Below are 24,913 nucleotides of genomic sequence, written 5' to 3'. Positions count from 1 at the left end.
GCATCAGCTAACCACGCTTTTGGCCACACGATCGCAGAACGATAAAGACGCGGGAGATCAAGGTCGGCGTGCTCACTGGGCGCGCCGATTCTCCTTGAGGCAGCGAGTCAGCAAGGAATTCGATATGGCAGAACATGATGTGGCGTCGCCGGGGCTACCCGAGGCGTCGGATGACCACGACCCGAATCTGGGCACGCGGACGCCGCTGGACCGCCTGGTGGGCAAGGGCACGCGCGCCGCGGCGTGGCTGGTATTGCTGGCGATGGCGATCAGCGTGTTCGAGGTGGTGATGCGCTACGGCCTCGATTCGCCGACCTCCTGGGTGCACGAGACGGTGATCTTCCTGGTCGCGACCAGCTTCGCGCTGGGCGGCCCGGCGGCCCTGGCCAACAATCGCCATATTCGCGTGCGTGTGCTCTACGACCTGGTCGGCACGCGCTTTCGCTACGTGCTGGACTGTTTCAATGACGTGATGACGTTCGTCTTCTGTCTGGCGATGAGCTATGCGGGCTGGGTGATGTTCTGGCGTGCCTCGCACAGTCCGCTGGGCGAGTGGCAGCTGGAGCGATCCGGCACCTCATGGAATCCGCCGTTTCCGGCGCTGACCAAGGGCGTGATCCTGTTCGCGCTGGCGGTGATGACCCTGCAGGCGCTGTGGCATCTCTACCAGACCTTCTTCTCGCCCCGCCCGCCCGAGGGCGGCAGTGAGGGAAGTGGCGCATCCGACGCCACTTCCGATGCCGCTCCCGACGCCACAGCTGACCACAAGGAGCCGCGCTGATGGATATTGCAACGGCTACGATGCTGCTGGTCGGCGGCATCTTCGCGCTGCTGGTCACCGGCCTGCCGCTGGCCTTCGTCACCGGCCTGGTCGCGCTGGCCTACACCTTCGGCTGGTTCGGCCCGATGGCGCTGCCGCTGGTCACCAGTCGTGTCTATGGCTTCGTCACCGAGTATTCGCTGGTGGCGGTGCCGATGTTCGTGTTGATGGCCTCGCTGCTGGATCGCTCGGGGATCGCCAAGGACCTGTTCAATGCCATGCGCGTGATGGCAGGGCGACTGCCCGGCGGCGTGGCGATCCAGACCATCGTGGTGGCGTTCTTCCTCGCCGCGATGTCCGGCATCATCGGCGGCGAGATCGTGCTGCTGGGGATTCTGGCACTGCCGCAGATGCTCAGGCTCGGCTATGACAAGCACATCGCCATCGGCGTGGTGTGTGCCGGCGGCTCGCTGGGCACCATGATGCCGCCCTCCATCGTGCTGATCATCTATGGCCTGATCGCCAACCAGTCGATCGCGGACCTGTTCACCGCGGCGATCACCCCGGCCATCGTGCTGATGGCAAGCTACATCATCTACGTGCTGATCCGCTGCCTGCGCAACCCTTCACTGGGGCCGGTGATGCCCGAGGAGGAGCGCCGCGCCAGCTTCCAGAGCAAGCGTGAGCTGCTCAAGGCCATCGGTGTGCCGGCGGTCATCGCGGGGCTGGTGCTGGGCTCCATCTACGGTGGCGTGGCCTCGGTGACCGAAGCCGCGGCGATGGGCAGCTTCGGCGTGCTGGTGGCGGTGATGCTGCGCGGCGAGTTCTCCATCACCCTGATGCAGCGTGCGCTGTCCCAGACCATGAACACCTGCGGCATGATCATCTGGATCGGTATCGGCGCGGCGGCACTGGTCGGGGTCTACAACCTGATGGGCGGCAACCGCTTCGTGTCGAGCATGATTCTCGGCCTGGATATCCCGCCGCTGGCGATCATCATGGTGATGATGGCGATCCTGCTGCTGCTGGGGCTGTTCCTCGACTGGATCGGCATCGCGATGCTGACCCTGCCGATCTTCGTGCCGATCATCGTGCAGCTCGGCTACGACCCGGTATGGTTCGGTGTGCTGTTCGCGGTCAACATGCAGGTGTCCTTCCTGTCGCCACCCTTCGGGCCTGCCGCCTTCTATCTGAAAGGCGTGGCACCGGAAGGCATCAGTCTCAAGGATATCTTCGTCTCGCTGCTGCCGTTCATCGCCATCCAGCTGTGCGTGCTGGCGATGTTGCTGCTGTGGCCGCAACTGTCGCTGTGGCTGGTCTAGTCTCAACAGACTTAGCCGTAGACTCGACGCCCTCGCAGATGCGAGGGCGTCGTCGTTGGTGACGAAAGATTTGCGCCGTCGTGTGGCGAGGGGGCATGCATGGCAGGCTTTGTGCTCTTTTATGGTGCAAATGAGCGGACGCACAAACACAGCCACGGTGAGAAGGGGCAGGCTGTCATGGCAGCTGCACCATCTTGGCACATTCCCTGCAATGCTCTTGCAATGCCTGTCCGGTGCCACGAGATCCTGTCGAGGTGACCCCCGACACGCTGCAGCACTTCACGAGGAGAGTTCACATGTCAGAGACTCAAGCACCGCTGTTGTTGCTGACCGATCTGGATGGCTCGCTGCTGGATCACCACGATTACTCGCCTGGGGCGGCGCGCAGCTGGCTGACCCGCCTGCGCGCGCGCGGTGCCTGGATCGTCCCCAACACCTCCAAGACGGCGGCCGAACTGGCGCCGCTGATGGACTCGCTGGGCTTGGCGGGCCAGCCGTGGATCGCCGAAAACGGCGGCGTGGTGGCGTTGCCGGCCGATTGGCTGAGTGCCTACCCGCTGGAAGAGGCCAGCGCCCCGGACGCACACGGCCTGTGTCGTATCGCGGTGGCGATGCCCCGCGACAGGATTCTCGCGGTGCTGGAGGAGCTGAGCGGGGAGTTCGCCTTCGAGGGCTTTGCCTCGATGTCGGTGGCGAGAATCAGCGAGCTGACGGGGCTGGGGGAGGGCGACGCGGCCCTGGCGGGACAGCGTGATGCCAGTGAACCGCTGGTGTGGCGTGACGCGCCGGAGCGTCTCGAGGACTTTCGCACGCGTCTGGCCAGCCATGGCCTCAAGCTGACACGTGGTGGGCGCTTCCATCACGTGACCGGGGACAGCGACAAGGGCGTGGCAGCGCGCTATCTGATCGCCCGCTACCGGCTCTACGAGCGGGTGCGCCCCTGGACGCTGGGCTTCGGCGATGGCGCCAATGACCTGCCACTGCTGGCCGCGGTCGACAACGCTGTGCTGATCCCCGGCGTCGGTGATACCTCTCAGCGTGATCGGGAGCTTGCCGATTATCCGCTACTGGCGGATGAGCGCCGCTGTTTTCGCGCCAATCTCCCCGGACCGCAGGGATGGGTCGAGGGATTGCGTCACTGGCTGGCCAATGGCCAGCCGGAAGAATGGACATCCAGAGGTCTGGGCGCCTGACGCCTGCCTGATGCGTGTCTTCGGCATGACAAGGAGCTGACATGAGCGATTTTTACCAGAATGGCATCATCACCAACTTCCATAACCTGACCGATCGTCCGGTGGAAGATCTCGAAGCGGACCTGATGCGCTTCTCCCGCAAGCGACCGATGAGCCTGATTCTGCCGTCGCTGTATTCCGAGCTGGAAGGCCCGGCGCTCAAGCATATCGTCGAGGAGCTGGCGCAGGTGCCCTACCTCAGCGAGATCGTGATCGGGCTGGACCGCGCCGACCGTGACCAGTTCGAGCATGCCAAGGAGTTCTTCTCACATCTGCCGCAGCATCACCGCATCCTGTGGAACGACGGCCCGCGTCTGCGGGCGCTGGATGAGGAGCTGACCGAGCATGGCCTGGCGCCGATGGAAGCCGGCAAGGGGCGCAATGTCTGGTACTGCTCAGGCTACGTCCAGGCCTCGGGCATCGCCGAGGCGGTGGCACTGCATGACTGCGATATCGTCACCTATGACCGCGGCCTGCTGGCGCGCCTGATCTACCCGGTAGCCCATCCGCAGTTCAACTACGAGTTCTGCAAGGGCTACTACTCGCGCATCGCCCAGGGCAAGCTGAACGGCCGCGTGGCACGCCTGATGGTCACGCCGTTGATCCGTGCGCTCAAGAAGGTCTATGGCCCGCTGCCGTACCTGGATTATCTCGACAGCTATCGTTATCCGCTGTCCGGCGAATTCTCGATGCGCACCGACGTGCTGGCGGACATCCGCATTCCCAGTGACTGGGGGCTGGAGATCGGCGTGCTGTCCGAGGTCCATCGCAACTACTCCACCAAGCGTCTGTGTCAGGTGGACATCGCCGATGCCTACGATCACAAGCACCAGCCGCTGTCCGAGGAAGATGCGCTGGGCGGTTTGAATCGCATGAGTTTGGACATCGCCAAGGCCATGTATCGCAAGCTGGCCACGCTGGGCGTCGAGATGCACGGCGAGACCTTCCGCACCATCAAGGCCACCTACTACCGTATCGCGCTGGACCTGATCGAGACCTACTACAACGATGCCGTCATGAATGGCCTGACGGTGGACCGCCACAGTGAGGAAGCGGCGGTGGAGCTGTTCGCCGCCAACATCATGGATGCCGGCAGCGCCTTCCTCGACAATCCGCGCGACAAGCCCTTCATCCCGAGCTGGAACCGGGTGCAGTCTGCCGTGCCGGACCTGCTCGAGCGCATGCACGAAGCGGTGGAGCTGGACAACCAGTAAGGCTCGCGGCGGGAAACAGCAAGACCTACGACAACGGGGCTGCCACTGGCAGCCCCGTTGTCGTAGGCAGAGGAAGAAACGCGGGCGTCAGACGACCTCGATGGCCGGCGGGCGCACTGTTTGCTCCATCAGCCAGGCCGCCTGATAGGGACGGCGAGCCATGGTGGGGTCGTAGGCCTTGTCGTGGCACAGGTGGTCGGTCAGCGCGACGCCTTGCCAGCTTTCCGGCAGCGGCAGTACGCGCGGCTGATCGGTGACATTGAGGGCGAACAGCAGGCGTCGCCCTTCATGGGTGACGCGCTCGAAGACGAAGAAATCCGGGCCGACATCGAAGACATTCTGGTCGGCATCCGGGTGGAAGCAGGGTTCGTTGCGGCGCAGTGCCATGCGGCGCTTGAGGGCGTGGAAGACCTCATGGGTCGCGGTGTTGGGGCTTGCCAGCAGCGCTTCCAGTTCATCACGCTGCCATTTGCGGCGGTTGATGGCGCGCAGATGGCCATCGCGCTCGACGCCTTCCTGGTGGTTGGGAGTCGCGGTCAGCGAGTGGATGTACAGCCCCGGGATGCCCTGCAGGCTCAGCATCAGGGTCTGGCTGGCGATGAAGCGCTCGATCTGCCACGGGTCCTGGCCGCGCCGCGTGCCCTTGAGCGCATCGAAGTAGCTGATGTTGAGCTCATAGGGGGTGTCGGCGCGGCCCGGGTTGGCGCGCATGCTGACGTAGCCACCGAAGTCATGCACCAGCCGCACCAGGGTGTCGCGCTCGTGGTCGGGCAGCAGGCCCTCAAGGGCGCGAACGCCGATACCGTCGTGACTGGCGGTGAAGTTGAAGTAGCTGCAGCCGGAAGGCAGGGACGGCAGGCTGGTGGCCCACTGGGTCAGGGCGCTGGCATCGCCGGAGGTCAGGGTGTGCAGCGTCAGCGGCGGCAGCGTGAACTGATAGATCAGGTGCGCTTCATCGGCCTGGGCGCTGCCCTCGATGGCGGTGAGGTCGTGCTGTGACAGGCGATCGAGCCCGAAGTAGGACATGTTCTCGGCGTGGGGCACGTTGGTTTCGGTGATCAACAGGCTGCCCGGCGCCAGATGGTCGACGATGGCGCGCAGCAGGCGCACCACGGCGTGTGTCTCCGGCAGGTGGATGCAGGAGGTGCCCTGGCGTTTCCACAGGAATGCCACCGCATCGAGGCGGATGATGCCCGCGCCCTGCTCGAGGTAGTAAAGCAGGATGCCGATGAACTCGAGCAGCACATCGGGATTGGCGAAGTTCAGGTCGATCTGGTCATCCGAGAAGGTTGCCCAAAGATGGCGCAGGCCACGACGGGTATGCACCGGCGTGAGCAGGGCAGATGGACGCGGGCGCACGACCTCGGAGACATCGGTGTCGGGGTCCATCTCGATGAAGTAGTCGCGGCCGGGCTGCACGCCGGCCAGATAATCGGCGAACCACAGTGACTCGCGCGAGCAGTGATTGATGACCAGGTCTGCCATCAGGTCGCGCTGCTCACTCAGGCGCCGGATGTCCTGCCAGTCGCCGAGGACCGGATTGACCTCGCGATAGTGGATGACGCTGAAGCCGTCATCGCTGCTCCACGGAAAGAAGGGCAGCACGTGGACACCGGACAGGCTGTCGTCCAGTCGGCTGGCGAGGAAGTCGTGCAGGGTCGCCAGTGGCGCCTCGCCTTCCTGCTGCAGGCTGTCGCCGTAGGTGATCAGCCACTGGTCGCGCTCGCTCCAGAGCGGCTCGCCTTCCGGTACGCGGGGGTTGAGGCGCGTGCGATGGAAATCCAGCACCGTCTCCAGGCGTCTGAGGACTTCTTCATGACGCTGTGGGTAGATCTCGGCGAGCAGGCGTGTGGCGTGCGCCTGGAAATCAGCTTGCGAGAGACGTTTGGCGAGAGAGACTCTGGCGCGTGGCCTGGCGCTGCCCTCGCTCGGCGCAGGATCTGAGGCAGTGGATGTCGAGTGATCGGGAGATGACGTATCGGACATGGGCAATCCTCGTGGCAGCAAAAGCGGTCAGACTCTGCCTCGTGAGCCGCAATGGCAGAGCGTGTCGCGGGTGATCTTCGGGAAGCCCGCCGGTGCAATCCTGCGGGGCCGGTGGCAAGACTGGAAATCACATATCAGATGAAGTCGGCTGGCCGTCGCTTGGTGAAATCCCTGAATGGCGCATCGCTCAGCGGCGCCCGTGGGTGACGGCCTGGCGCCTTTACTCATGAGTCATGCACGCCTCGGGCCAGATTCGTCAAGCCTGCAAGGCAGGACGGCCAGCCTGCATGTGCCGGCTGGCCGTCCTGTCTGGCGTCATGTGGCCTGCGGCCAGCTGACGCCACTGCGCTTCATGACATGCTTTACTTGCGCAGCACGCGATACAGAATCAGCAGAATGACGGCGCCGAGCACGGCAATGACAAAGCTGGCCAGATTGAATCCCGTCACTTCACCGAAGCCCATCAGGGTGCCGACCCAGCCACCGACAACGGCACCCAGGATGCCGATGATGCTGGTGACGATGATGCCACCCGGGTCCTTGCCGGGCACGATCACCTTGGCGATGATGCCGGCAATAAGACCGAATATGATCCATGCAATGATTCCCATGTCGCAGCTCCTTGCGTCATCGTGATCAATCTCGCGGCAGAGATCATCTGCCGCCAGTCGTGAAAGGATTTCACGGCTCGGGCAAGCGTCCTTGTGAGGCGCTGCACCCTGATGTCATCTTTCGGTTATCGGGCGGGGATTTCAAGCCTGCCGGCAGGTTGATGGACGCTTTCGCCGCGGTGTCCGCCCCCCCGGGGCGACAATCCAGGAAACTCCTGTCGCCCCTTGGGCGCTCCTCAAGGCTAGTTCAGTCATGTCGGGGCTGACATAGGCTCCCGTGGCGGTGCCTTAACGGTTACAATACCCGCCATTCGCTGTCATTCGGCTGCGCTGCGCCACTTCCTCGCTGTGCTTCGCGCGGGGCCGCAGCCACCTCGCACCCAAGCAGGCTCTCCAACATGCACTGTCCCTTCTGTGGAACTCATGAAACCAAGGTCACGGATTCCCGACTGGTGGTCGAGGGTGACCAGGTGCGGCGGCGTCGCCAGTGCGCGGCCTGCGGTGAGCGTTTCACGACCTACGAAACGGCGGAGCTGGTCATGCCGCGCGTGGTCAAGGGCGACGGTTCGCGTGAGAGCTTCGATGAGCACAAGCTGCGTGCCGGCATGCTGCGCGCGCTGGAAAAGCGCCCGGTTTCCTCCGAGCTGATCGAGGCCGCGGTGGAGCGCATTCGTCAGCGTCTGCGTGCCACCGGCGAACGTGAGATCGAGGCGCGGCGCATCGGTGATGAGGTCATGCAGCAGCTCAAGCGGCTGGATCAGGTCGCCTATATCCGCTTCGCTTCGGTCTATCGTCGCTTCCAGGATCTTGATGAGTTCCGCGCCGAGATTGACCGTCTCGCCCAGGAACCCAGCTTCCTGCCGGGCGAGGAAGACGCGCGGCCCTGATGCCTCGCCACAGGCATCCTTGCAGATGCCCTCGAGGCCTGCGCCTGCTGGCCCTGTCGCGTCACGCTGCGTGGCTCAGGCCTCGGGGTATTGTCTGCCGTCTGGGCAACGCCTGACCTTCTCTCGTTTCACGCCAAGGTATCGCATGTCTCTTTCTCCTCATGCTTCTCATGCTCCCCGTGACAGCCACTCTCACGACCGCAGTGCTCCCTCGGCGCGTGATGCGCGCCACATGGCCCACGCCCTGCGCCTGGCACGACTGGGCAGCTACACGACGCAGCCCAATCCGCGTGTCGGCTGTGTCCTGGTAGAGGCCGAGACCGACGAGGTGATCGCGAGCGGCTTTCACGTGCGTGCCGGGGAAGGGCATGCCGAGGTCAATGCGCTGGCAGAGGCAGGCGAGCGCGCGCTGGGCTGCGTGGCCTATGTGACGCTGGAGCCCTGCTCCCACACCGGGCGTACCGGCCCTTGCTCACTGGCCCTGATCGCGGCGGGCGTCTCGCGGGTGGTGATCGCGATGCGTGATCCGAATCCGCAGGTTGCCGGGCGCGGCATCGCGCTGCTGCAGGGCGCGGGCATCGCGGTGACGGTCGGGGTGATGGAGCAGGAGGCGCGAGCGCTCAATCCCGGCTTCCTGTCACGCATGGAGCGCGGTCGGCCCTTCGTGCGCCTCAAGCAGGCCATGAGTCTGGACGGGCGCACGGCGATGGCTTCCGGCGAATCCCAGTGGATCACCGGCCCCGAAGCGCGCAGTGCCGTGCAGCGTCTGCGCGCGCGCTCCAGCGTGGTGATGAGCGGCATCGAGTCGGTCATCTTCGATGATTCGCGTCTCAATGTGCGCGCCGACCAGCTCGGGCTCGAAGACCATCCGCTGGGGCTCGAGGCGCTGGTGGCGCGTCAGCCGTTGCGCGTGGTGGTGGACAGCCATCTGCGTCTGCCGCTGGCGGCGCGCATTCTGGCGCAATCCGGTCGTACGCTGCTGGTATGTGTCGCGGATGAGACAGCGGCGCTGGCTGAGCGACGTACCTTGTTGGAGGCGGCCGGTGCCGAGGTGTTGGCGCTGCCGGCCGGCGAAGATGGACGCGTGGACCTCGAGGCCCTGCTGCGCTATCTGGCCGAGCACGAGCAGGCCAACGAGGTGCTGCTGGAAACCGGCGCGGTGCTGGCCGGGGCCATGATTAATGCGGGGCTGGTCGATGAGATGCAGATATTCATGGCACCGACGCTGCTGGGGGGCGAGGCTCGCCCGCTGCTGGCGCTGCCGGGGCTGGATCACATGGCGCAGCAGCGACGGGTCGAGATTCGCGGTATCCGGGCGGTGGGGCGTGATTGGCGCATCACCGCAGTGCCGGTAGCATCGCCAGACCCGCAGGAGAGCGGCGACTGATTTCTTCTTGTCACGCAAGCACTTGCCGCCGTCTGGCGACAGCGGCGTCGCTGGGTGCTGGCGCAAAACGGGGTGGCGGGGTACCCTGACGCCCGACTTTTTGATAATACGCGTGGGTCCGGCATGGGCCGGCGCAGCCCGTAAAGTGGAGCAAGCATGGCGCTATCAGGCATCGCAGCACTCGTCGAGGATATCCGGCAAGGCAAGATGGTCATCCTCATGGATGACGAGGATCGTGAGAATGAAGGCGACATCATCATCGCCGCGGAAGCCGTGACAGCCGAGCACATCAACTTCATGGCACGCCACGCGCGTGGCTTGATCTGCATGCCGATGTCGCGTGAGCATTGCGAACAGCTCCAGCTGCCACTGATGGTTCAGGCCAACGGTTCCGGCTTCGGCACCAAGTTCACGCTCTCCATCGAGGCCACCGAAGGCGTCACCACCGGCATCTCGGCGGCTGACCGCGCCCGTACCGTGCAGGCTGCCGCCGCGCGCAATGCGCGCCCGCAGGACATCGTCCAGCCGGGGCACATCTTCCCGCTGATGGCGGAACCGGGTGGCGTGCTGCGTCGTGCCGGCCATACCGAGGCGGCCTGTGACCTGGCGTCCATGGCGGGCTTTGGCGCGACCGGCGTGATCTGTGAGGTCATGAACGACGACGGCAGCATGGCGCGTCGTGAAGAGCTCGAGCGCTTCGCCGCCGAGCATGACCTCAAGGTCGGCACCATTGCGGACCTGATCGAATATCGCATCCACAATGAGCAGACCGTGGAAGTGCTGGACAGCGAGCAGGTCGAGACCGCCTTCGGCGAGCTGACGCTGCATTGCTTCAGCGATCGCATCCAGGGCCGTCACCACCTGGCGCTGGTCAAGGGCACGCCGGACGCCGAGTCTCTGACCACCGTGCGCGTGCACGTGCAGGACCCGATGCGCGACCTGCTGACCCTGCGTCAGCCGGGCAGCAGCAGCTGGGCGCTCAATGATGCGCTCGCCGAAGTCGCCGCCGCCGATGCCGGCGTGCTGGTACTGCTGGACACCGGCAGCGACGCGATGGATTACAAGGATCGTCTCGATGTCTTCCTCGGACGACGTCGTACGCCGCGCACCAACGAATCCGATGGTGCGGGCAATTATCTGACCACCGGTACCGGTGCCCAGATCCTTCGGGATCTCGGTGTCGGCCGGATGCGTCTGCTCAGCTCGCCGTGGAAGTTCTCTGCCCTGTCCGGGTTTGGCCTCGAAGTGGTCGAACTGGTCGGCAGTGATGACACGGCAGGCGAGACAGGCGCAGACGCCGCAGGCGCGTAAGCGCTTCGGCACCCCAAATGGCGGGGGAGGTTGCGCACTTCTGGCGGCCTTCCCCGGTATGATTGATATCCCCGCCCCGGTTCTCCGGGGCGCTAGCATTGTGGACTGACCATGCAACCGATTGCTCAACTCGAAGGCACTTTCACCAATGTCGATGGCCGTTACGTCATCGTCGTCGGGCGTTTCAACCACCATGTCGTCGACAGCCTGGTGGAAGGCGCGGTCGATTCTCTCGTACGCCACGGCGTCGATGAGGAAAACATCGACCTGATCCACGTGCCGGGTGCCTGGGAAATTCCGCTGGCCGTCAAGGCCGTGCTGGCCAAGGTCAAGCCGCACGCTGTCATCACGCTGGGCGCGGTGATCCGCGGTGGTACGCCGCACTTCGAATATGTCGCCGGTGAATGCAACTCCGCGCTGTCGCGTCTGCAGCTCGAATTCGACACCCCGGTCGCCAATGGCGTGCTGACGGTGAATTCCATCGAGCAGGCCATCGAGCGTGCCGGCACCAAGGCTGGCAACAAGGGTACCGAAGCGGCCATGGCGGCGATGGAAATGGTCTCCCTGCTCAAGGCCATGGGAGGTGACGCGTGAGCGAACGCAAGGAACGTACCGAGCGCGAGCCGTCCAAGCAGCAGCAGGCGCGTCGCGCCGCTCGCGAGCTGGCCGTGCAGGGCATCTACCAGTGGCAGATGACCGGCAAGAACATGACCACCATCGAAGCCGAGTTCCGTGGTCAAAAGGTCGACGATGACGTCGAGCTGCACGAGAACTGGGTCGAGGTGATGCGCATCGCCGACCAGGCCCTGTTCCACGAGCTGCTGCACAACGTGCCGCGCTTCCAGAAAGAACTGGATGCCAGCATCAGCCCGCTGCTCGACCGTCGCCTGCAGGATCTCGACGAGATCGAGCTGGCCATCCTGCGTCTGGGCGCTTACGAGCTGTCCAAGCGCATGGAAGTGCCGTATCGCGTGGCGATCAACGAAGGGGTCGAGCTGGCCAAGACCTTCGGTGCCACCGACGGGCACAAGTACGTCAACGGGATCCTCGACAAGCTGGCAGTCAAGCTGCGCAGTGCCGAGGTGACCCAGGCCCGCCTGCGCTGACATGCCAGGTGAATTCGAGCTGATTGCCCGCTACTTCCAGCGCGATCTGTCCGGGGCACCGGGCGTGTTGCTGGGGCCGGGTGACGACTGTGCACTTCTTGCCGCCAGTGATGGCATGCAGATGGCGGTCAGTGTCGATACCTCGGTGGCGGGGGTGCACTTCCCGCCGGATGCGCCTGCGGCGTCCATTGGCCATCGCGCCCTGGCCGTCAATCTGTCTGATCTGGCGGCGATGGGCGCGACCCCGCGCTGGGCGTTGCTGGCCCTGACGTTGCCGGACGTGGATGAAGACTGGCTGCATGGTTTTGCAGCCGGTTTCCACGCGCTGGCGGATCGCTACGGCATCGCGCTGGTAGGCGGCGACGTCACGCGCGGCCCGCTCTCCATCACGATCACCGTGCATGGCGAGCTGCCGTGCGTACTCGAGCCTGCCCAGCAGGCCGATAGCGTGACCCGCCCGATTCTTCGGCGTGACGGCGCCCGTGAGGGGGATCTCATCGCGGTCACCGGCCTGCCGGGGCTGGCGCATGCTGGCCTCAAGGCCTGGCAGGATGGCGTACGCGATGTGCTGAATCCTTGCCTGGCGGCCTACCTGCGACCAGAACCGCGGGTCGATGCGGGGCTGGCGCTGCGTGAGCTGGCCAGTGCGGGCCTGGATGTCTCCGATGGCGTGATGGGCGACCTGGCACACATCTGTCGTGCCAGTCAGCTGTCGGCGTCGCTGGAGCTTGGCGAACTGCCGCTGGCGCCGGAGCTGGTCACGGCGCTGGGCGAGCAGGGTGCCCGCGAGGCGGTCCTCAATGGCGGCGACGATTACGAGCTGTTGCTCACGCTGCCCCAAGAGAATCTCGAGACGGCCAGGCTCGCCCTGCGCTCGCTCAATCTGTCCTTGAATGTCATCGGTCGCATGCAGGCGGCGGGCAGCGATGCGCCGCGCGTGATGCTGATGGACAAGGGCGTTGAGCAGGCAGCGACGGGCCAGAGCTGGCAGCATTTCTCTGCCTCGCAGGCTTCTGTCACACAGGTCTCTGCCACGCAGGCTTCTAGGGCAGACGGCTCCGGCGGCGATGCGTCGCCACGCAACGCGAACGGGGTGGCACCATGAATCGCGCTCCCGCCAGTGTCTGGCGGCGCCCCGTCCACTTCCTGGCCTTCGGTCTGGGCAGTGGTACCGCGCCCTTTGCACCGGGCACCTTCGGTACTCTCGCGGCAATCCCGTTCTACTGGCTGATGACCAACCTCACGCTGTGGCCGTATCTGGCCATCGTGCTGGTCGCGTCGCTGGTCGGGATCTGGATCTGTGATCGCACCTCGCGCGATCTCGGTGTGCATGATCACTCCGGGATCGTCTGGGACGAATTCGTCGGCTATTGGATCACGATGGCCGCCGTGCCATTCTCTTGGCAGGCAGCGCTGTGGGGCTTCGTGGTCTTCCGGGTCTTCGATATTCTCAAGCCATGGCCGATTCGCTGGGCCGACCGCCGGGTTGCCGGTGGCTTCGGCATCATGCTGGATGACGTCTTCGCCGGTATCTATGCCTGGTCGACGATGCATCTGTGGCTGTGGTTGCACTGACGCTTCGCTGCCTTGGTGGCGAGGCTCACGCACATGTTTCACTGATGGAAGCAGATGCGACAAGAGGCACCGCGCAGACGGTGTGATGCTCCAATAACGGACAAGGGTTAATGCGATGGGCAAGGGACTGGTAACCGCGACGGCAGTGGTCGTCATCGGGGCAGCCGGCTATGTCGGCGGCGTGGCTTACTCAAGCCAGCGCTTTGAAGATGAGATGGCCCGCATGGTGGCAGAGCTCGACAGGAGCTCCGACATCAAGGCGACCCGTGAGGATGTCGACAGCGGCTGGTTCGGCTCCACGGGCCGGGTAGAGATGGAACTCGCCACCGGGGACGGTGAAGGTCCCATGCGCATCGTACTGCCCTATGAAGCCGGCCACGGCCTGCTGTCGACCACCATGCAGGGCAACGTCAAGGTGCTGTACGGTACGCCGTCACGCGATGTCTTCGCCGAAGTGCTCGGCGATGGCAAGGCGATCGCCTTCGATGGCAGCGTCGACAACTTCAGCGGCGCCAGCGACACCACCCTGACCTTGCCGGCCTTCGACTGGCAGGACTCGGAGAGCGGCACGCGCATCGACTTCCAGGGCGGTGAGCTGCTGGCCTCCCACGATGGCGGTGACACCCCGGAAATTACCGTGGATGGTGAGATCACGCCGTTCGATATCACCAATGGCGCCGAGAAGGTCAGCGTCGGCACCCTGAGCCTCAACGGCATCTATCGCGGGGCGGACAATGACTTCCGCCAGGACGACAAGATCGTGCTGGACACCCTGACCATCGACAACGGCACCGGTCAGCCGCCGGTGGTCGCCAGCGACATCCGTTACAGCGGCGAAACGCGTCTGGACCCGACCGAGCTGCGCTATCTGATGAAGCTGTCGGTGCAGGATGTCAGTGCGGGTGATCAGCAGATGGCCAGCGGCGACGTGTCCATCTCGATCGACCGTCTGCAGGGTGCGGCCGTCTATGACTTCATCACCCAGCTGCAGGGCTTGCTGGAAGAAGCGGGCAAGCCGTTCGAGGAGCTGAGCGAAGAGCAGCAGGTCGCCATCCTCGAGAAGGTCGAAGCGCCGCTGTTCACCATGCTGAGCACCTCTCCGCGCATGACGCTGGAATCGCTGAATGCCAAGAGCGATGCCTTCGGTGTCGACATGCAAGGTGATGGCCAGATGATTCTCGATGGTGCCGACATCACTGATCTGACCATCCAGGAACTGCAGACCGTACCGGGTCAGCAGGCCTTCCTGAATCGTCTGAGCGGGCGCTTCGAGTTCCGCAACGTGCCGCCGATGATGGCCATGATGGCGGGTGTCTCTCCGCAGGCCGCCGACCGCAACCTCGTGGTCGAGATCGACGGTGACAGCGTGAAGATCAACGGCACCCCGATCTACTGAGCGCCGCGCAGTATGCTGGAAACGACAATGCCCGCCTCATGGCGGGCATTGTCGTTTCCAGGGGGCGCATCAGGTGCCACCCTGAACACGCAGTGTTGCGCCCCCGGTGCGGCAAGCCTGCCTTGATAAAGTGGCTCACTGGCCGCATTGGGGGAGATGATCGCCTCAACCGAGGCCTGGTTTCATGAGGGTTGCATGCCACGTCACGAAGAGATTTCCGATAACGACGATATTCTTGCCGGCTTCGAGGATGACAGCCAGTCACAAGAGCCTTCTTCTTCTTCCGCCTCGGGTGGGCTGGTGCCCAGTGGTGACCAGCTGCCGGAGCGCATCTACCTGCTGCCGATTCACAATCGCCCGTTCTTCCCGGCCCAGGTCCAGCCGCTGGTGATCAACAAGCAGCGTTGGGCCGAGACCATGCAGCTGGTCGGCAATACGCCGCATCATGCTGTCGGTCTGGCCTTCGTCGGCGATGTCGAGGTCGATGAGCTGGGGGTCGAGCACTTCCCCGAGATCGGCTCTGCCGTACGCGTCCACAAGCCTGAAGACGGCGATGACCAGGTACAGTTCATCGCCCAGGGACTGCGCCGCTTCCGCATCACGCGCTGGCTGTCGCGCAAGCCTCCCTATCTGGTCGAGGTCACCTATCCGCGCGAGCCGGTCGATGCCGAGAGCGATGAGGCGCGCGCCTACGCGATGGCGATGATCAACGGCATAAAGGAGCTGCTGCCGATCAACCCGCTGTACGGTGAGGAGCTCAAGCAGTACCTCAACCGCTTCAGCCCGCATGAACCGGGTCCGCTGACTGATTTCGCCGCCGCCATCACCTCGGCCAAGGGCGCTGAGCTGCAGGAGGTGCTGGAGTCGCTGCCGGTGATGGAGCGCATGCAGAAGGTGCTGCCCCTGCTGCGCAAGGAAATCGAGGTCGCACAGCTGCAGACCGAGATCTCCCAGCAGGTCAACGCGCAGATGGAGAAGCATCAGCGCGAATTCTTCCTGCGCGAACAGCTCAAGGTCATCCAGCGTGAGCTGGGCATCTCCAAGGATGATCGCGAGAACGACGTCGATACCTTCCGCGGCCGTCTCGACGAGCTCAAGGTGCCGGAGCGTGTCCAGTCGCGCATCGATGATGAGCTCGACAAGCTGTCGGTGCTGGAGACCGGCTCGCCGGAATACGGCACCACGCGCAACTATCTTGACTGGCTGACCTCGCTGCCGTGGGGCATCACCTCCACCGATCAGCTCAATCTGGCGCATGCGCGCACCGTTCTCAATCGCGATCACGATGGGCTGGATGATGTGAAGTCACGCATCGTCGAGTTTCTGGCCGAGGGCACCTTCAAGGGCGATGTCGGCGGCTCGATCCTGCTGCTGGTCGGCCCGCCCGGCGTGGGCAAGACCTCCATCGGGCGCTCCATCGCCCAGGCACTGGGTCGTGAGTTCTATCGCTTCTCGATCGGTGGCATGCGTGATGAGTCAGAGATCAAGGGCCATCGCCGCACCTATGTGGGTGCCATGCCCGGCAAGCTGGTGCAGGCGCTCAAGGAGGTCAAGGTCGAGAATCCGGTGATCATGCTCGATGAGATCGACAAGCTGGGGCAGTCCTTCCAGGGCGACCCGGCCTCGGCGCTGCTCGAGGTGCTGGATCCGGAGCAGAACGTCGACTTCCTCGATCACTACCTCGATGTACGCCTCGATCTCTCCAAGGTGCTGTTCGTTTGTACCGCCAATACGCTGGACAGCATTCCCGGCCCGCTGCTGGACCGTATGGAGCAGATTCGCCTCTCCGGCTACATCGCCGAGGAGAAGATGGCGATCGCCAAGCACCACCTGTGGCCGAAGCTGCTGACCCGCGACAATATCCCCAAGAAGCGCATCAATCTGAGTGACGCCGCGCTGCGTCAGGTCATCGAGGGCTATGCCCGTGAGGCCGGCGTGCGCCAGCTGGAGAAACAGCTGCACCGTATCGTGCGCAAGGCGGCGGTGAAGTTGCTGGAAGAGGAGCTTCCGACCGTGAAGGTCTCGGTCAAGAACCTCGAGGAATTCCTCGGTGCGCCGATCTTCCGTCGCGAGAAGGTCCTGGCCGGCGAAGGCGTGGTGACCGGGCTTGCCTGGACCAGCATGGGCGGTGCGACCCTGCCCATCGAAGCTACCCGGGTGCATGGCCTGACACGTGGCTTGAAGTTGACCGGCAAGCTGGGCGACGTGATGCAGGAGTCGGCCAACATCGCCTACTCCTACACCCTGGCCAATCTCGAGGCCTACGATGCCGAGCCGGACTTCTTCAACGAGTCCTTCATTCACCTGCACGTGCCTGAAGGCGCGACGCCCAAGGACGGCCCCAGCGCCGGCGTGACCATGACCACGGCGCTGATGTCGTTGGCCAAGCATCAGGCGCCGCGCAAGGGGCTGGCGATGACCGGTGAGCTGACCTTGACCGGTCAGGTGCTGCCGGTGGGCGGTATCCGCGAGAAGGTGATTGCGGCGCGGCGCAGTGATATCTACGAGCTGATTCTGCCGCAGGCCAACCAGCGCGATTACGATGAGCTGCCGGAATACCTGAAGGAAGGCATGATCGTGCACTTCGCGGCGCGCTACGCGGATGTCTCGCGTGTGGTCTTCGACAGTGACAGCGCCCAGCGTCATTGAGTGGTGTGTGATCAGCGGCGAGCCCTGAGTGGCAAGCGCTGATTGCCAGGCTCTGATTGCCAGGCTCTGAGCGCCAGATGCTGAGCTCCACCAGCGCCGAAGTCAGCCGCAAGACGACAGAGGCCCCGCCAATTGGCGGGGCCTCTGTCGTTTCTGTGCTTTCTGCTGCCTGTGCTTTCTTCTTGCTGTGCTTGGGTTTGTCGATTGTCTGTCGATTCCGGGAAAGTCTGGGAGAGCGATTGGAAGAGCGATCGGGAGGGTGGTCGTGAAAGGAGCTGGTCAGCCTGGCTCGTGCTCAGGCGGTGTCGAGTTGCTCGAGGACGGCCGCCTCGGCGGCATTGCGCCCGACGCTGGCGATGCCGTTGTCGCGGCCGGATTCCGACTTGTACATCTGACTGCGGCCGATCTGCTGGCTGTTGGCGGCCAGCAAGGTGAAATAGAAACGTCCGTCCTTGGCGACTTCCCGGGTGAAGCGTTTTTCCTCGACGGCATTCTTGCGCACGGATTCCACGCCGTTCAGGCAGCCGCGCTTGTCGGCATAGCCCTGACTCTGCAGGATCTTCTCGCCGTTGCCTGCCTTCAGTGCAAAGTAGAACTTGCTGTCCTTGCCCCGAGTGATGACGAATTTTCCGGCCATGGGTGACTCCTGTTCCTTGTGGGGTGTCTGGCATTGCCTGATGTGTCGTCCTTCAGTGTAATCAGCGCCTCCCGCCGCAGGCCCACGCTAGAGACCGCTTCATTCAACGCTTTCGGTGCTTGTCGGTATCTTTCGGGGCTACTGATGGCGTGGGCGGTGCTATCTGGTAGGCAAGCGGGGCCGGTACATGACAGAATTGACCCTAGGCAGACAGCGTTGACCCAAGAGGTACGCGTCTCCTCTGGACACCAGGTGTGCGTACCCCGAGCGGGGCGCCGCCTGACCAAAACAGAAGCCGCTCCCGTGCGGAGTGATTCTGCAGCGGATTGCGCAGAAGGGCGGCGTCAGTTTCCTGATCCTGCCAGGCGCAATTCCATGAATCAGTCCCTCTTCGCACAGGAGAGCGGCCAAGCATTGAATGAGGTTTACCATGCCAGAGTATCGCTCCCGTACGACCACCGCAGGTCGTAACATGGCCGGCGCTCGCGCCCTGTGGCGCGCCACCGGCATGAAAGATGGCGACTTCCAGAAGCCGATCATCGCCGTTGCCAACTCCTTCACCCAGTTCGTGCCGGGCCACGTCCACCTCAAGGACATGGGGCAGCTGGTCGCGCGCGAGATCGAGAAGGCCGGCGGTGTCGCCAAGGAATTCAACACCATCGCGGTCGATGATGGCATCGCCATGGGCCACGACGGCATGCTGTATTCGTTGCCGTCGCGTGACCTGATCGCCGACAGCGTCGAATACATGGTGAATGCCCACTGTGCGGATGCGCTGGTGTGCATCTCCAACTGTGACAAGATCACCCCGGGGATGTTGATGGCCGCCATGCGCCTCAACATCCCGGTCATCTTCGTCTCCGGCGGCCCGATGGAAGCCGGCAAGACCAAGCTGCTGGATCACGGCCTCGATCTGGTCGATGCCATGGTCATCGCCGCCGATGACAGCGTCGACGACGAGACGGTCGCCGAGATCGAGCGCAGCGCCTGCCCGACCTGTGGCAGCTGCTCGGGCATGTTCACGGCCAACTCCATGAACTGCCTGATGGAAGCGCTGGGTCTGGCATTGCCGGGCAACGGCACCGTGCTGGCCACGCACTCCGATCGTCGTCGCCTGTTCGAGAACGCCGGGCATCGCATCGTCGAGCTGGCGCGCCGTTACTACGAAGGCAACGAAGAGCACCTGTTGCCGCGTGCCATCGGCTCCCGCGCCGCCTTCGCCAACGCGATGACGCTGGATATCGCCATGGGTGGCTCGACCAATACCATCCTGCACCTGCTGGCCGCCGCTCAGGAAGCCGGTGTCGACTTCACCATGTCCGACATCGACAAGCTGTCCCACAGCGTGCCACAGATGTGCAAGGTGGCGCCGAACACCCAGAAATATCACATCGAGGATGTCCATCGTGCCGGCGGCATCATGGGGATCCTGGGCGAGCTGGATCGTGCCGGTGTGCTGGATACCTCGGTGCCGACCGTCTACGGCGACTCGCTGTCTGCGGCGCTGGAAGAGTGGGACATCATGCGTTCACCCACTGATGAAGTCGTCGAGTTCTATCGTGCCGGCCCGGGCGGTATCCCGACCCAGACCGCCTTCTCGCAGAGCGCGCGCTGGCCGAGCCTGGATGGTGATCGCGCCCAGGGCTGTATCCGCGATTACGACCATTGCTTCTCCACCCAGGGCGGCCTGGCCGTGCTGTACGGCAATATCGCACTGGATGGTTGCGTGGTGAAGACCGCTGGTGTCGATGACTCCATCCTGGTCTTCGAAGGCCGTGCCTACGTCTGTGAGTCCCAGGATCAGGCGGTGGAAGACATCCTGGCCGACAAGGTCAAGGAAGGCGACGTCGTGATCATCCGCTACGAAGGGCCGAAGGGCGGTCCGGGCATGCAGGAAATGCTCTACCCGACGTCCTATCTCAAGTCCAAGGGGCTGGGCAAGGCGTGTGCGCTGCTCACCGACGGTCGTTTCTCCGGCGGTACCTCGGGCCTGTCCATCGGCCACGCGTCTCCGGAAGCGGCGGCGGGCGGTGCCATCGGTCTGGTCGAGCATGGCGACACCATCCTGATCGACATCCCGAACCGCACCATCAACGTCAAGCTGAGCGACAGTGAGCTGCATGAGCGCCGTGAAGCGATGGATGCCCGTGGCAAGGATGCCTGGAAGCCGAGCATCCAGCGCAACCGTCGTGTCTCCGCCGCGCTCAAGGCCTATGCCTTGCTGGCGACTTCCGCTGACAAGGGCGCCGTGCGCGACCTGAGCAAGCTGGACTGAGAATCGGTCTCAGATATCTGACCCGGTCTCTGAGCAGGCCTCTGCGCTGAAACACCGCGCAAGCCTGTGTGACTCCTGTATGTCTCCTTTGTGAGTACTGAGTGAGTGCTGAGTGAGTCAAACGACAACGGCCACCCCTTGGGGTGGCCGTTGTCGTTGATGGGGAGGTGCCTGAAGGGCATCCGCGGCAGGCCGCACACACGAAAGGCGCCACTCAGGGCAGATCGGGTGAGGGGAAGCCGCTCGGTGACTGGGGGCTTGCGAAGGTGTCCGTCGGGATGACCGGCTCAAGCTCCAGGAAGCGCACGCGATTGCGTCCCTGGCGTTTGGCCTTCTTGAGTGCGTGCTGGGCGCGCTCGCAAAGCTCGAGACGGTTGGCCAGCGTGAGCGTATCGGGTGCCGGATGATAGCAGGTCAGCCCGATGCTGCAGGTGACCGGCCCGTCGAGACCATGCAGTTCTGCCGTGGCATGGCGGACGCGCTCGGCGAGGATGATGGCGCCGCTGGAATCTGTCTGGCCCAGCACCGCAATCAGCGAGCCATCATCACGCTGGCTGAGCAGGTCGCTCTTGCGTGTCGCGTTGCGCAGGATAGTGGAGACCTGCTGCAGAGCACGGTCTCCTGCGGCGCGGCCGTACTGGCGATTGAAGTCGGTAAAGGCATCCACGTTGAGCAGCAGAATCGACAGTGGCTGCCCATGGCGCGCACTGCGCGCAATTTCACCATCCAGCTGTTGCTCGAAGATCTCCGTGGGCAACAGCTTGTCCAGCACCGACGGCACGGCCGGGCCCGGGGGCGCCATGCTGGCCAGCTTGTGCCGCATGCGGGCCAGGCTCTCCTCGTGGGAGCGCTGCTCGCTGAGATCCTGGTGCTGGCTGAGAATGACGCCGGAGTGGCTGTCGATCACATCCAGATGCAGCATGACTTCGATGATCTGCCCCTGTCTGCCCAGATAGCGATGCGGCTGCTCGAAGTGGGTGATCTCGCCGGCCTGCATGGCCAGAAGCGCCTCCTGACAGGCCTGCATGTCAGCAGGGTGGGAGACATCCTCCAGCGCGCCACGCTGCAGTTCACTCCTCTCCGTCCCCAGCAGTTGGGCCAGCGCCGGATTGAGACGTGTCCAATGGCCATGGAAGTCCATGATCGCCATCGGGAGCTGGCAGCGCGAGAACAGCAGCTCCATCTCCTGGTAGGCGAGGCGCAGGTTGCTCAGTTCACTGGTCAGCCGCTTGCGCGCATTCTCGCGATCGATCAAGCCTCCCAGCAGGCTGGCCAGTGTCTCGACCAGTGCACGATCGCTGGCGCTGAAATCTGCCGCGCGCGGTGAGTTGTCGCCGAAGCAGACGGTGCCGGTCAGACGGCCTTCGGTCCATACCGGGGCGGCGATATAGCTCTGGAAGGGCATCGACTTGAGGGCCGGATGAGCCTCGAGTGCTGGCGTGGTCGCGATATTGGCGTAGGCGATGCAGCCAGCCTGCTCAACGACTTCATTGCAGTAGGTCTCGTTCAGCGGTGCGATCGCGCCCTCGACCTTGCCGGGCGGCGGATTGACCGCCGCCATGATTTCATAGCGATTGGCCTCAGCGTGGCCGAGGATGCCGGTGGTCATCCCCAGCAGGCGGCAAGCGGTCACCAGGTACTCTCTGAGCTGTTCGCTGAAGGTTCCCGCAGGCGCGAGTGTCAGGGCAAACAGCGCTTGCAGCTGGGCGGGTCCGAGATTCTCATTGAGGAAGACAGTCGCGGCGGCGGCTTGTGGCGAGAGCTCTGAGGTATCAACGGGACTCGAATGCCCCGAAGAGGGTGGTCGCGCGGGCGGAGTAGGCAGCATGTGACATCCTTATCTTGCATGTTGCGGGGAGAGGGAATGACCAAAAAAAGAGTATGGCGGTTGGGAGCGATGAACGGGCGTTTTGCCGGGGCAGGAAATCAACTGTTCATACACGTAAGACTGGCGGGGCTTTTCGAGGTGCGACTGGATTGGAGGCGCGCCAGGCCGTGACTCTGGTGGTGGTACAAAAGAAACGGGGAGGCCGGTCGATGGCTGATCGACGGCCTCCCCGACAAGTTCTTTCTCTGCCCACCATGATGCGTCGTCATGCGTGGCAGAGTCTGTGTGCCGCTTGTCCTGTCATCCGTGTCCTGTGCCGTTTCACACCTGATGTCACCGGTGGGGCAGGCAGGATCCCGCTGTTGTCATGCGTATCGTTGTTGGCTCAAGCGGCTTCTGCCAGCTGAGGTTCCGCTGTCGCTTCCATATCGATGGCTTCCAACGCCAGTTCGATCGAGAACCAGTTGTCGTTCAGCCACAATTCCAATGCTTCATTGCTCATGCACATCGTCAAGTCTCCCCGAGAGTAGTGGCAAGCGCGTGTGTGTCATGGTGTGCTGCCGGTAAGCAGCAATCATCAGTATGGCGTCTCCTTGCCGAGAGCGAATGAAGTTTGCGCGACGATATGATGTCAGCAGCCTTGGATAGCGAAAGCAGGACATCACCCATGGTCAAATGACCATGGGTGATGTCCTGCTTTTCGTGAAGGATGAGTCTCTCAGTCTCGAGAGCTTGCTTGCCGGGAAAAGCCTTTCCTTGCCAGTGAGCGCTTCAGGCTGTTGGCGAGGCGTCACGCTGTTGGCGTGGTATCAGACTGAAAGGAGCGAGCCTCAGCGGCGAGTGAAGGAGCGCAGCAGGCTGCGAATCAGGGTCCGTCCCAGCTGTGACCCCAAGGCGCGCATCACGGACTTGAGCAGGGTCTCCATGACACCCTGACGCTGCCTGCCACCGGAGCGTGGGGCGCTTTCGGCCACCGGACTTGTTTGCTCGGAGTCGCGGCTGGCAGCGGCTTGAGCGCTTCCATCCCGTTCTGTGGCAGGCGGCGTGGTGTCAGGCGTAGCCGCTGGTGTCTCCTCTGGCCGAACCTGGGCCGTCGCCGAGCTCGTCAGTTGCGCCTCGAGACGCTCGTGAGCCGATTCACGGTCTATCACCTCATCGTAGCGACCGGCCAGTGATGAGCTTGCCAGCAGCGCTGTGCGCTCGCTGTCACTCAACGGGCCGATCCGCCCCCGCGGCGGCGCGATCAAGGTGCGCTCCACCTGGGTGGGCGTGCCCTTGCTGTCGAGCACCGAGACCAGTGCCTCGCCCACGCCCAGCTCCGTGATCACCTGAGCCGTATCGAGGGCCGGGTTGGGGCGGAAGGTCTCGGCAGCGGTCTTGACGGCCTTCTGGTCGCGTGGAGTGAAGGCGCGCAGGGCATGCTGGATCCGGTTGCCCAGCTGGCCGAGCACGTCATCGGGGATGTCGGCGGGGGATTGGGTCACGAAGTAGACGCCGACCCCCTTGGAGCGAATCAGGCGCACCGTCTGCTCGAGGCGCTCAAGCAATGCCTTGGGAGCGGCATCGAAGAGCAGGTGGGCCTCGTCGAAGAAGAAGACCAGCACCGGGCGGTCGGCATCGCCGCGTTCTGGGAGGGTGCGAAAGAGCGTCGACAGGAACCACAGCAGGAAGGTGGTATAGAGGCGTGGACTCTGCATCAACTCACGCCCATCGAGCAGATTGATGAAGCCGCGTGTCTGGTCTCCCTCGCCCGTGGTCGCCAGCATGTCATTGATGTCGAGCGCCGGTTCGGCGAAGAAGCGCTCGCCGCCCTGGGTGGCCAGCACATGCACCCGGCGCAGCATGGCACCGAGGCTCTGGGGGCTGACACTGCCATAGCGCTCCTCGAAGCCTTCGCGCTCACGCTCGATATGCTTGAGCAGGCTGATCAGGTCCTTGAGGTCGATCAGCTCCAGCCCTTCACGCTCGGCATGATCGAAGGCCAGGTGCATCAGGCCACTCTGGGTGTCGTTCAATTCCAGCAGGGTCGACATCAGCTCAGGCCCCATGGAAGCCACGCTGGCGCGCACCGCATGTCCGCTCTTGCCGAACAGATCCCACAGCCTGACGGGCGCGGCCTGAGGCTGCCAGTCATTGATGCCGAGGCTGGCGAGGCGTTCATCGACGCGCGGATGCGGGTTACCCGCCGCGGCGATACCGGAGAGGTCACCCTTGACGTCGGCGGTGAACACCGGCACTCCCATGCGCGAAAACTCTTCAGCCAGCACCTGCAGCGTGACGGTCTTGCCGGTACCTGTCGCACCGGCGACCAGGCCGTGACGATTGGCCAGTGCCCCGGCTAGCGTGATGTGGCCCTTGGGTCCCTGTCCTGCGAGTCCCCCGATCAGCACGTCTGGCATGTGAGTCTCCTGTCATTCAGGTGATGGCGGTGCTTGCAGAGGGAGGTGTGGCGACCACTGCCGATGACCGCAGAGATGGGCGATGTCGTGGAGTCATAGGGTTACAAAATGTTTCGTTGAGTAAAATACTGCAAGCCATCTTGCGTCACTTGACGCATGGCGTCAGGCAACCGATGCGCGGCAAGCCGCCTGATGAGCGGCCAGCAGCCCATATGGGCGCTAATTAAACGCGAGCCGATATCTCACTCTTGTATAGGAAATCTGGAAGAAAGATATTTTTCTTTCCCTTCTCTGCTTGAAAGTCTGGCCCTGTAGTTCCATATCTTTAGGCATCAGGG

General features: G+C 63.7%; 19 protein-coding genes. 14 read left to right on the top strand and 5 right to left on the bottom strand.

Annotated features, from left to right (window positions below):
- Positions 1-124: 124 nt before the first annotated feature.
- From U0O11_RS13100 to U0O11_RS13085, 4 genes are all read left to right on the top strand, one after another.
- Positions 125-781 carry a TRAP transporter small permease subunit gene (locus tag U0O11_RS13100; RefSeq protein WP_153636355.1) on the top strand — a complete coding sequence of 219 codons (657 nt, stop codon included), beginning with the start codon at positions 125-127 and terminating at the stop codon, positions 779-781.
- Positions 781-2,082, top strand: coding sequence for a TRAP transporter large permease (locus U0O11_RS13095; protein WP_043331381.1), 1,302 nt, complete (start codon positions 781-783; stop codon positions 2,080-2,082). The genes U0O11_RS13100 and U0O11_RS13095 overlap by 1 nt, the downstream gene beginning before the upstream one ends.
- A gap of 296 nt (positions 2,083-2,378) precedes the next feature.
- Positions 2,379-3,275 (top strand): HAD-IIB family hydrolase, encoded by an 897-nt coding sequence (locus U0O11_RS13090; RefSeq protein ID WP_153636354.1) that lies wholly within the window; start codon positions 2,379-2,381, stop codon positions 3,273-3,275.
- A 41-nt stretch (positions 3,276-3,316) separates the two neighbouring features.
- Positions 3,317-4,528 carry a hypothetical protein gene (locus tag U0O11_RS13085; protein ID WP_054555542.1) on the top strand — a complete coding sequence of 404 codons (1,212 nt, stop codon included), beginning with the start codon at positions 3,317-3,319 and terminating at the stop codon, positions 4,526-4,528.
- Positions 4,529-4,615: 87 nt separating this feature from the next.
- On the opposite strand, the gene U0O11_RS13080 is transcribed toward U0O11_RS13085, so the two are convergent.
- Both U0O11_RS13080 and U0O11_RS13075 read right to left on the bottom strand, forming a co-directional pair.
- The gene (locus U0O11_RS13080; RefSeq protein WP_279835525.1) at positions 4,616-6,514 is read right to left on the bottom strand and encodes a sugar phosphorylase; all 1,899 of its coding nucleotides are present in this window, start codon (positions 6,512-6,514) and stop codon (positions 4,616-4,618) included.
- Between the two features lie 362 nt (positions 6,515-6,876).
- The gene (locus U0O11_RS13075) at positions 6,877-7,125 is read right to left on the bottom strand and encodes a GlsB/YeaQ/YmgE family stress response membrane protein (RefSeq protein WP_043331379.1); all 249 of its coding nucleotides are present in this window, start codon (positions 7,123-7,125) and stop codon (positions 6,877-6,879) included.
- 398 nt (positions 7,126-7,523) lie between these two features.
- On the opposite strand from U0O11_RS13075, the gene nrdR reads away from it, so the two are divergent.
- From nrdR to lon, 9 genes are all read left to right on the top strand, one after another.
- Positions 7,524-8,012: a transcriptional regulator NrdR gene (gene nrdR, locus U0O11_RS13070; RefSeq protein WP_043331377.1), complete on the top strand. Its 489-nt coding sequence runs from the start codon at positions 7,524-7,526 to the stop codon at positions 8,010-8,012.
- 232 nt (positions 8,013-8,244) lie between these two features.
- Positions 8,245-9,399 (top strand): bifunctional diaminohydroxyphosphoribosylaminopyrimidine deaminase/5-amino-6-(5-phosphoribosylamino)uracil reductase RibD, encoded by a 1,155-nt coding sequence (gene ribD, locus U0O11_RS13065; protein WP_242007828.1) that lies wholly within the window; start codon positions 8,245-8,247, stop codon positions 9,397-9,399.
- A 156-nt stretch (positions 9,400-9,555) separates the two neighbouring features.
- Positions 9,556-10,710 carry a bifunctional 3,4-dihydroxy-2-butanone-4-phosphate synthase/GTP cyclohydrolase II gene (ribBA, locus tag U0O11_RS13060; protein ID WP_054555540.1) on the top strand — a complete coding sequence of 385 codons (1,155 nt, stop codon included), beginning with the start codon at positions 9,556-9,558 and terminating at the stop codon, positions 10,708-10,710.
- Between the two features lie 111 nt (positions 10,711-10,821).
- On the top strand, positions 10,822-11,304 hold the full coding sequence (gene ribH, locus U0O11_RS13055; protein WP_043331374.1) for a 6,7-dimethyl-8-ribityllumazine synthase: 483 nt from the start codon (positions 10,822-10,824) through the stop codon (positions 11,302-11,304).
- The gene (gene nusB / locus U0O11_RS13050; protein ID WP_054555539.1) at positions 11,301-11,816 is read left to right on the top strand and encodes a transcription antitermination factor NusB; all 516 of its coding nucleotides are present in this window, start codon (positions 11,301-11,303) and stop codon (positions 11,814-11,816) included. The genes ribH and nusB overlap by 4 nt, the downstream gene beginning before the upstream one ends.
- 1 nt (position 11,817) lies before the next feature.
- Complete coding sequence (gene thiL, locus U0O11_RS13045) at positions 11,818-12,921, top strand: thiamine-phosphate kinase (RefSeq protein ID WP_324690431.1); 1,104 nt, start codon at positions 11,818-11,820, stop codon at positions 12,919-12,921.
- On the top strand, positions 12,918-13,391 hold the full coding sequence (locus U0O11_RS13040) for a phosphatidylglycerophosphatase A family protein (RefSeq protein ID WP_043331372.1): 474 nt from the start codon (positions 12,918-12,920) through the stop codon (positions 13,389-13,391). Before thiL ends, U0O11_RS13040 begins: the two co-directional genes overlap by 4 nt.
- 115 nt (positions 13,392-13,506) lie before the next feature.
- Positions 13,507-14,787 (top strand): DUF945 family protein, encoded by a 1,281-nt coding sequence (locus U0O11_RS13035; RefSeq protein ID WP_153636350.1) that lies wholly within the window; start codon positions 13,507-13,509, stop codon positions 14,785-14,787.
- Positions 14,788-14,982: 195 nt separating this feature from the next.
- A complete protein-coding gene (lon, locus tag U0O11_RS13030; protein WP_153636349.1) occupies positions 14,983-17,436 on the top strand; it encodes an endopeptidase La in 2,454 nt (817 codons plus the stop codon).
- A 295-nt stretch (positions 17,437-17,731) separates the two neighbouring features.
- Here lon and U0O11_RS13025 read toward each other — a convergent pair whose 3' ends face one another.
- On the bottom strand, positions 17,732-18,073 hold the full coding sequence (locus U0O11_RS13025; RefSeq protein WP_043331370.1) for a YegP family protein: 342 nt from the start codon (positions 18,071-18,073) through the stop codon (positions 17,732-17,734).
- A gap of 430 nt (positions 18,074-18,503) precedes the next feature.
- On the opposite strand from U0O11_RS13025, the gene ilvD reads away from it, so the two are divergent.
- A complete protein-coding gene (gene ilvD / locus U0O11_RS13020; protein WP_107336223.1) occupies positions 18,504-20,348 on the top strand; it encodes a dihydroxy-acid dehydratase in 1,845 nt (614 codons plus the stop codon).
- Between the two features lie 214 nt (positions 20,349-20,562).
- Here the strand turns inward: ilvD and U0O11_RS13015 are convergent, their stop codons facing one another.
- On the bottom strand, positions 20,563-22,176 hold the full coding sequence (locus U0O11_RS13015) for a sensor domain-containing diguanylate cyclase (protein ID WP_153636348.1): 1,614 nt from the start codon (positions 22,174-22,176) through the stop codon (positions 20,563-20,565).
- A gap of 830 nt (positions 22,177-23,006) precedes the next feature.
- Positions 23,007-24,575 carry a helicase HerA-like domain-containing protein gene (locus tag U0O11_RS13010; RefSeq protein WP_153636347.1) on the bottom strand — a complete coding sequence of 523 codons (1,569 nt, stop codon included), beginning with the start codon at positions 24,573-24,575 and terminating at the stop codon, positions 23,007-23,009.
- Between the last annotated feature and the right edge of the window lie 338 nt (positions 24,576-24,913).

The sequence above is a fragment of the Cobetia sp. D5 genome, from assembly GCF_035666195.1.
GTDB lineage: Bacteria > Pseudomonadota > Gammaproteobacteria > Pseudomonadales > Halomonadaceae > Cobetia > Cobetia amphilecti.
This window is presented reverse-complemented; position numbering and strand designations above follow the sequence as displayed.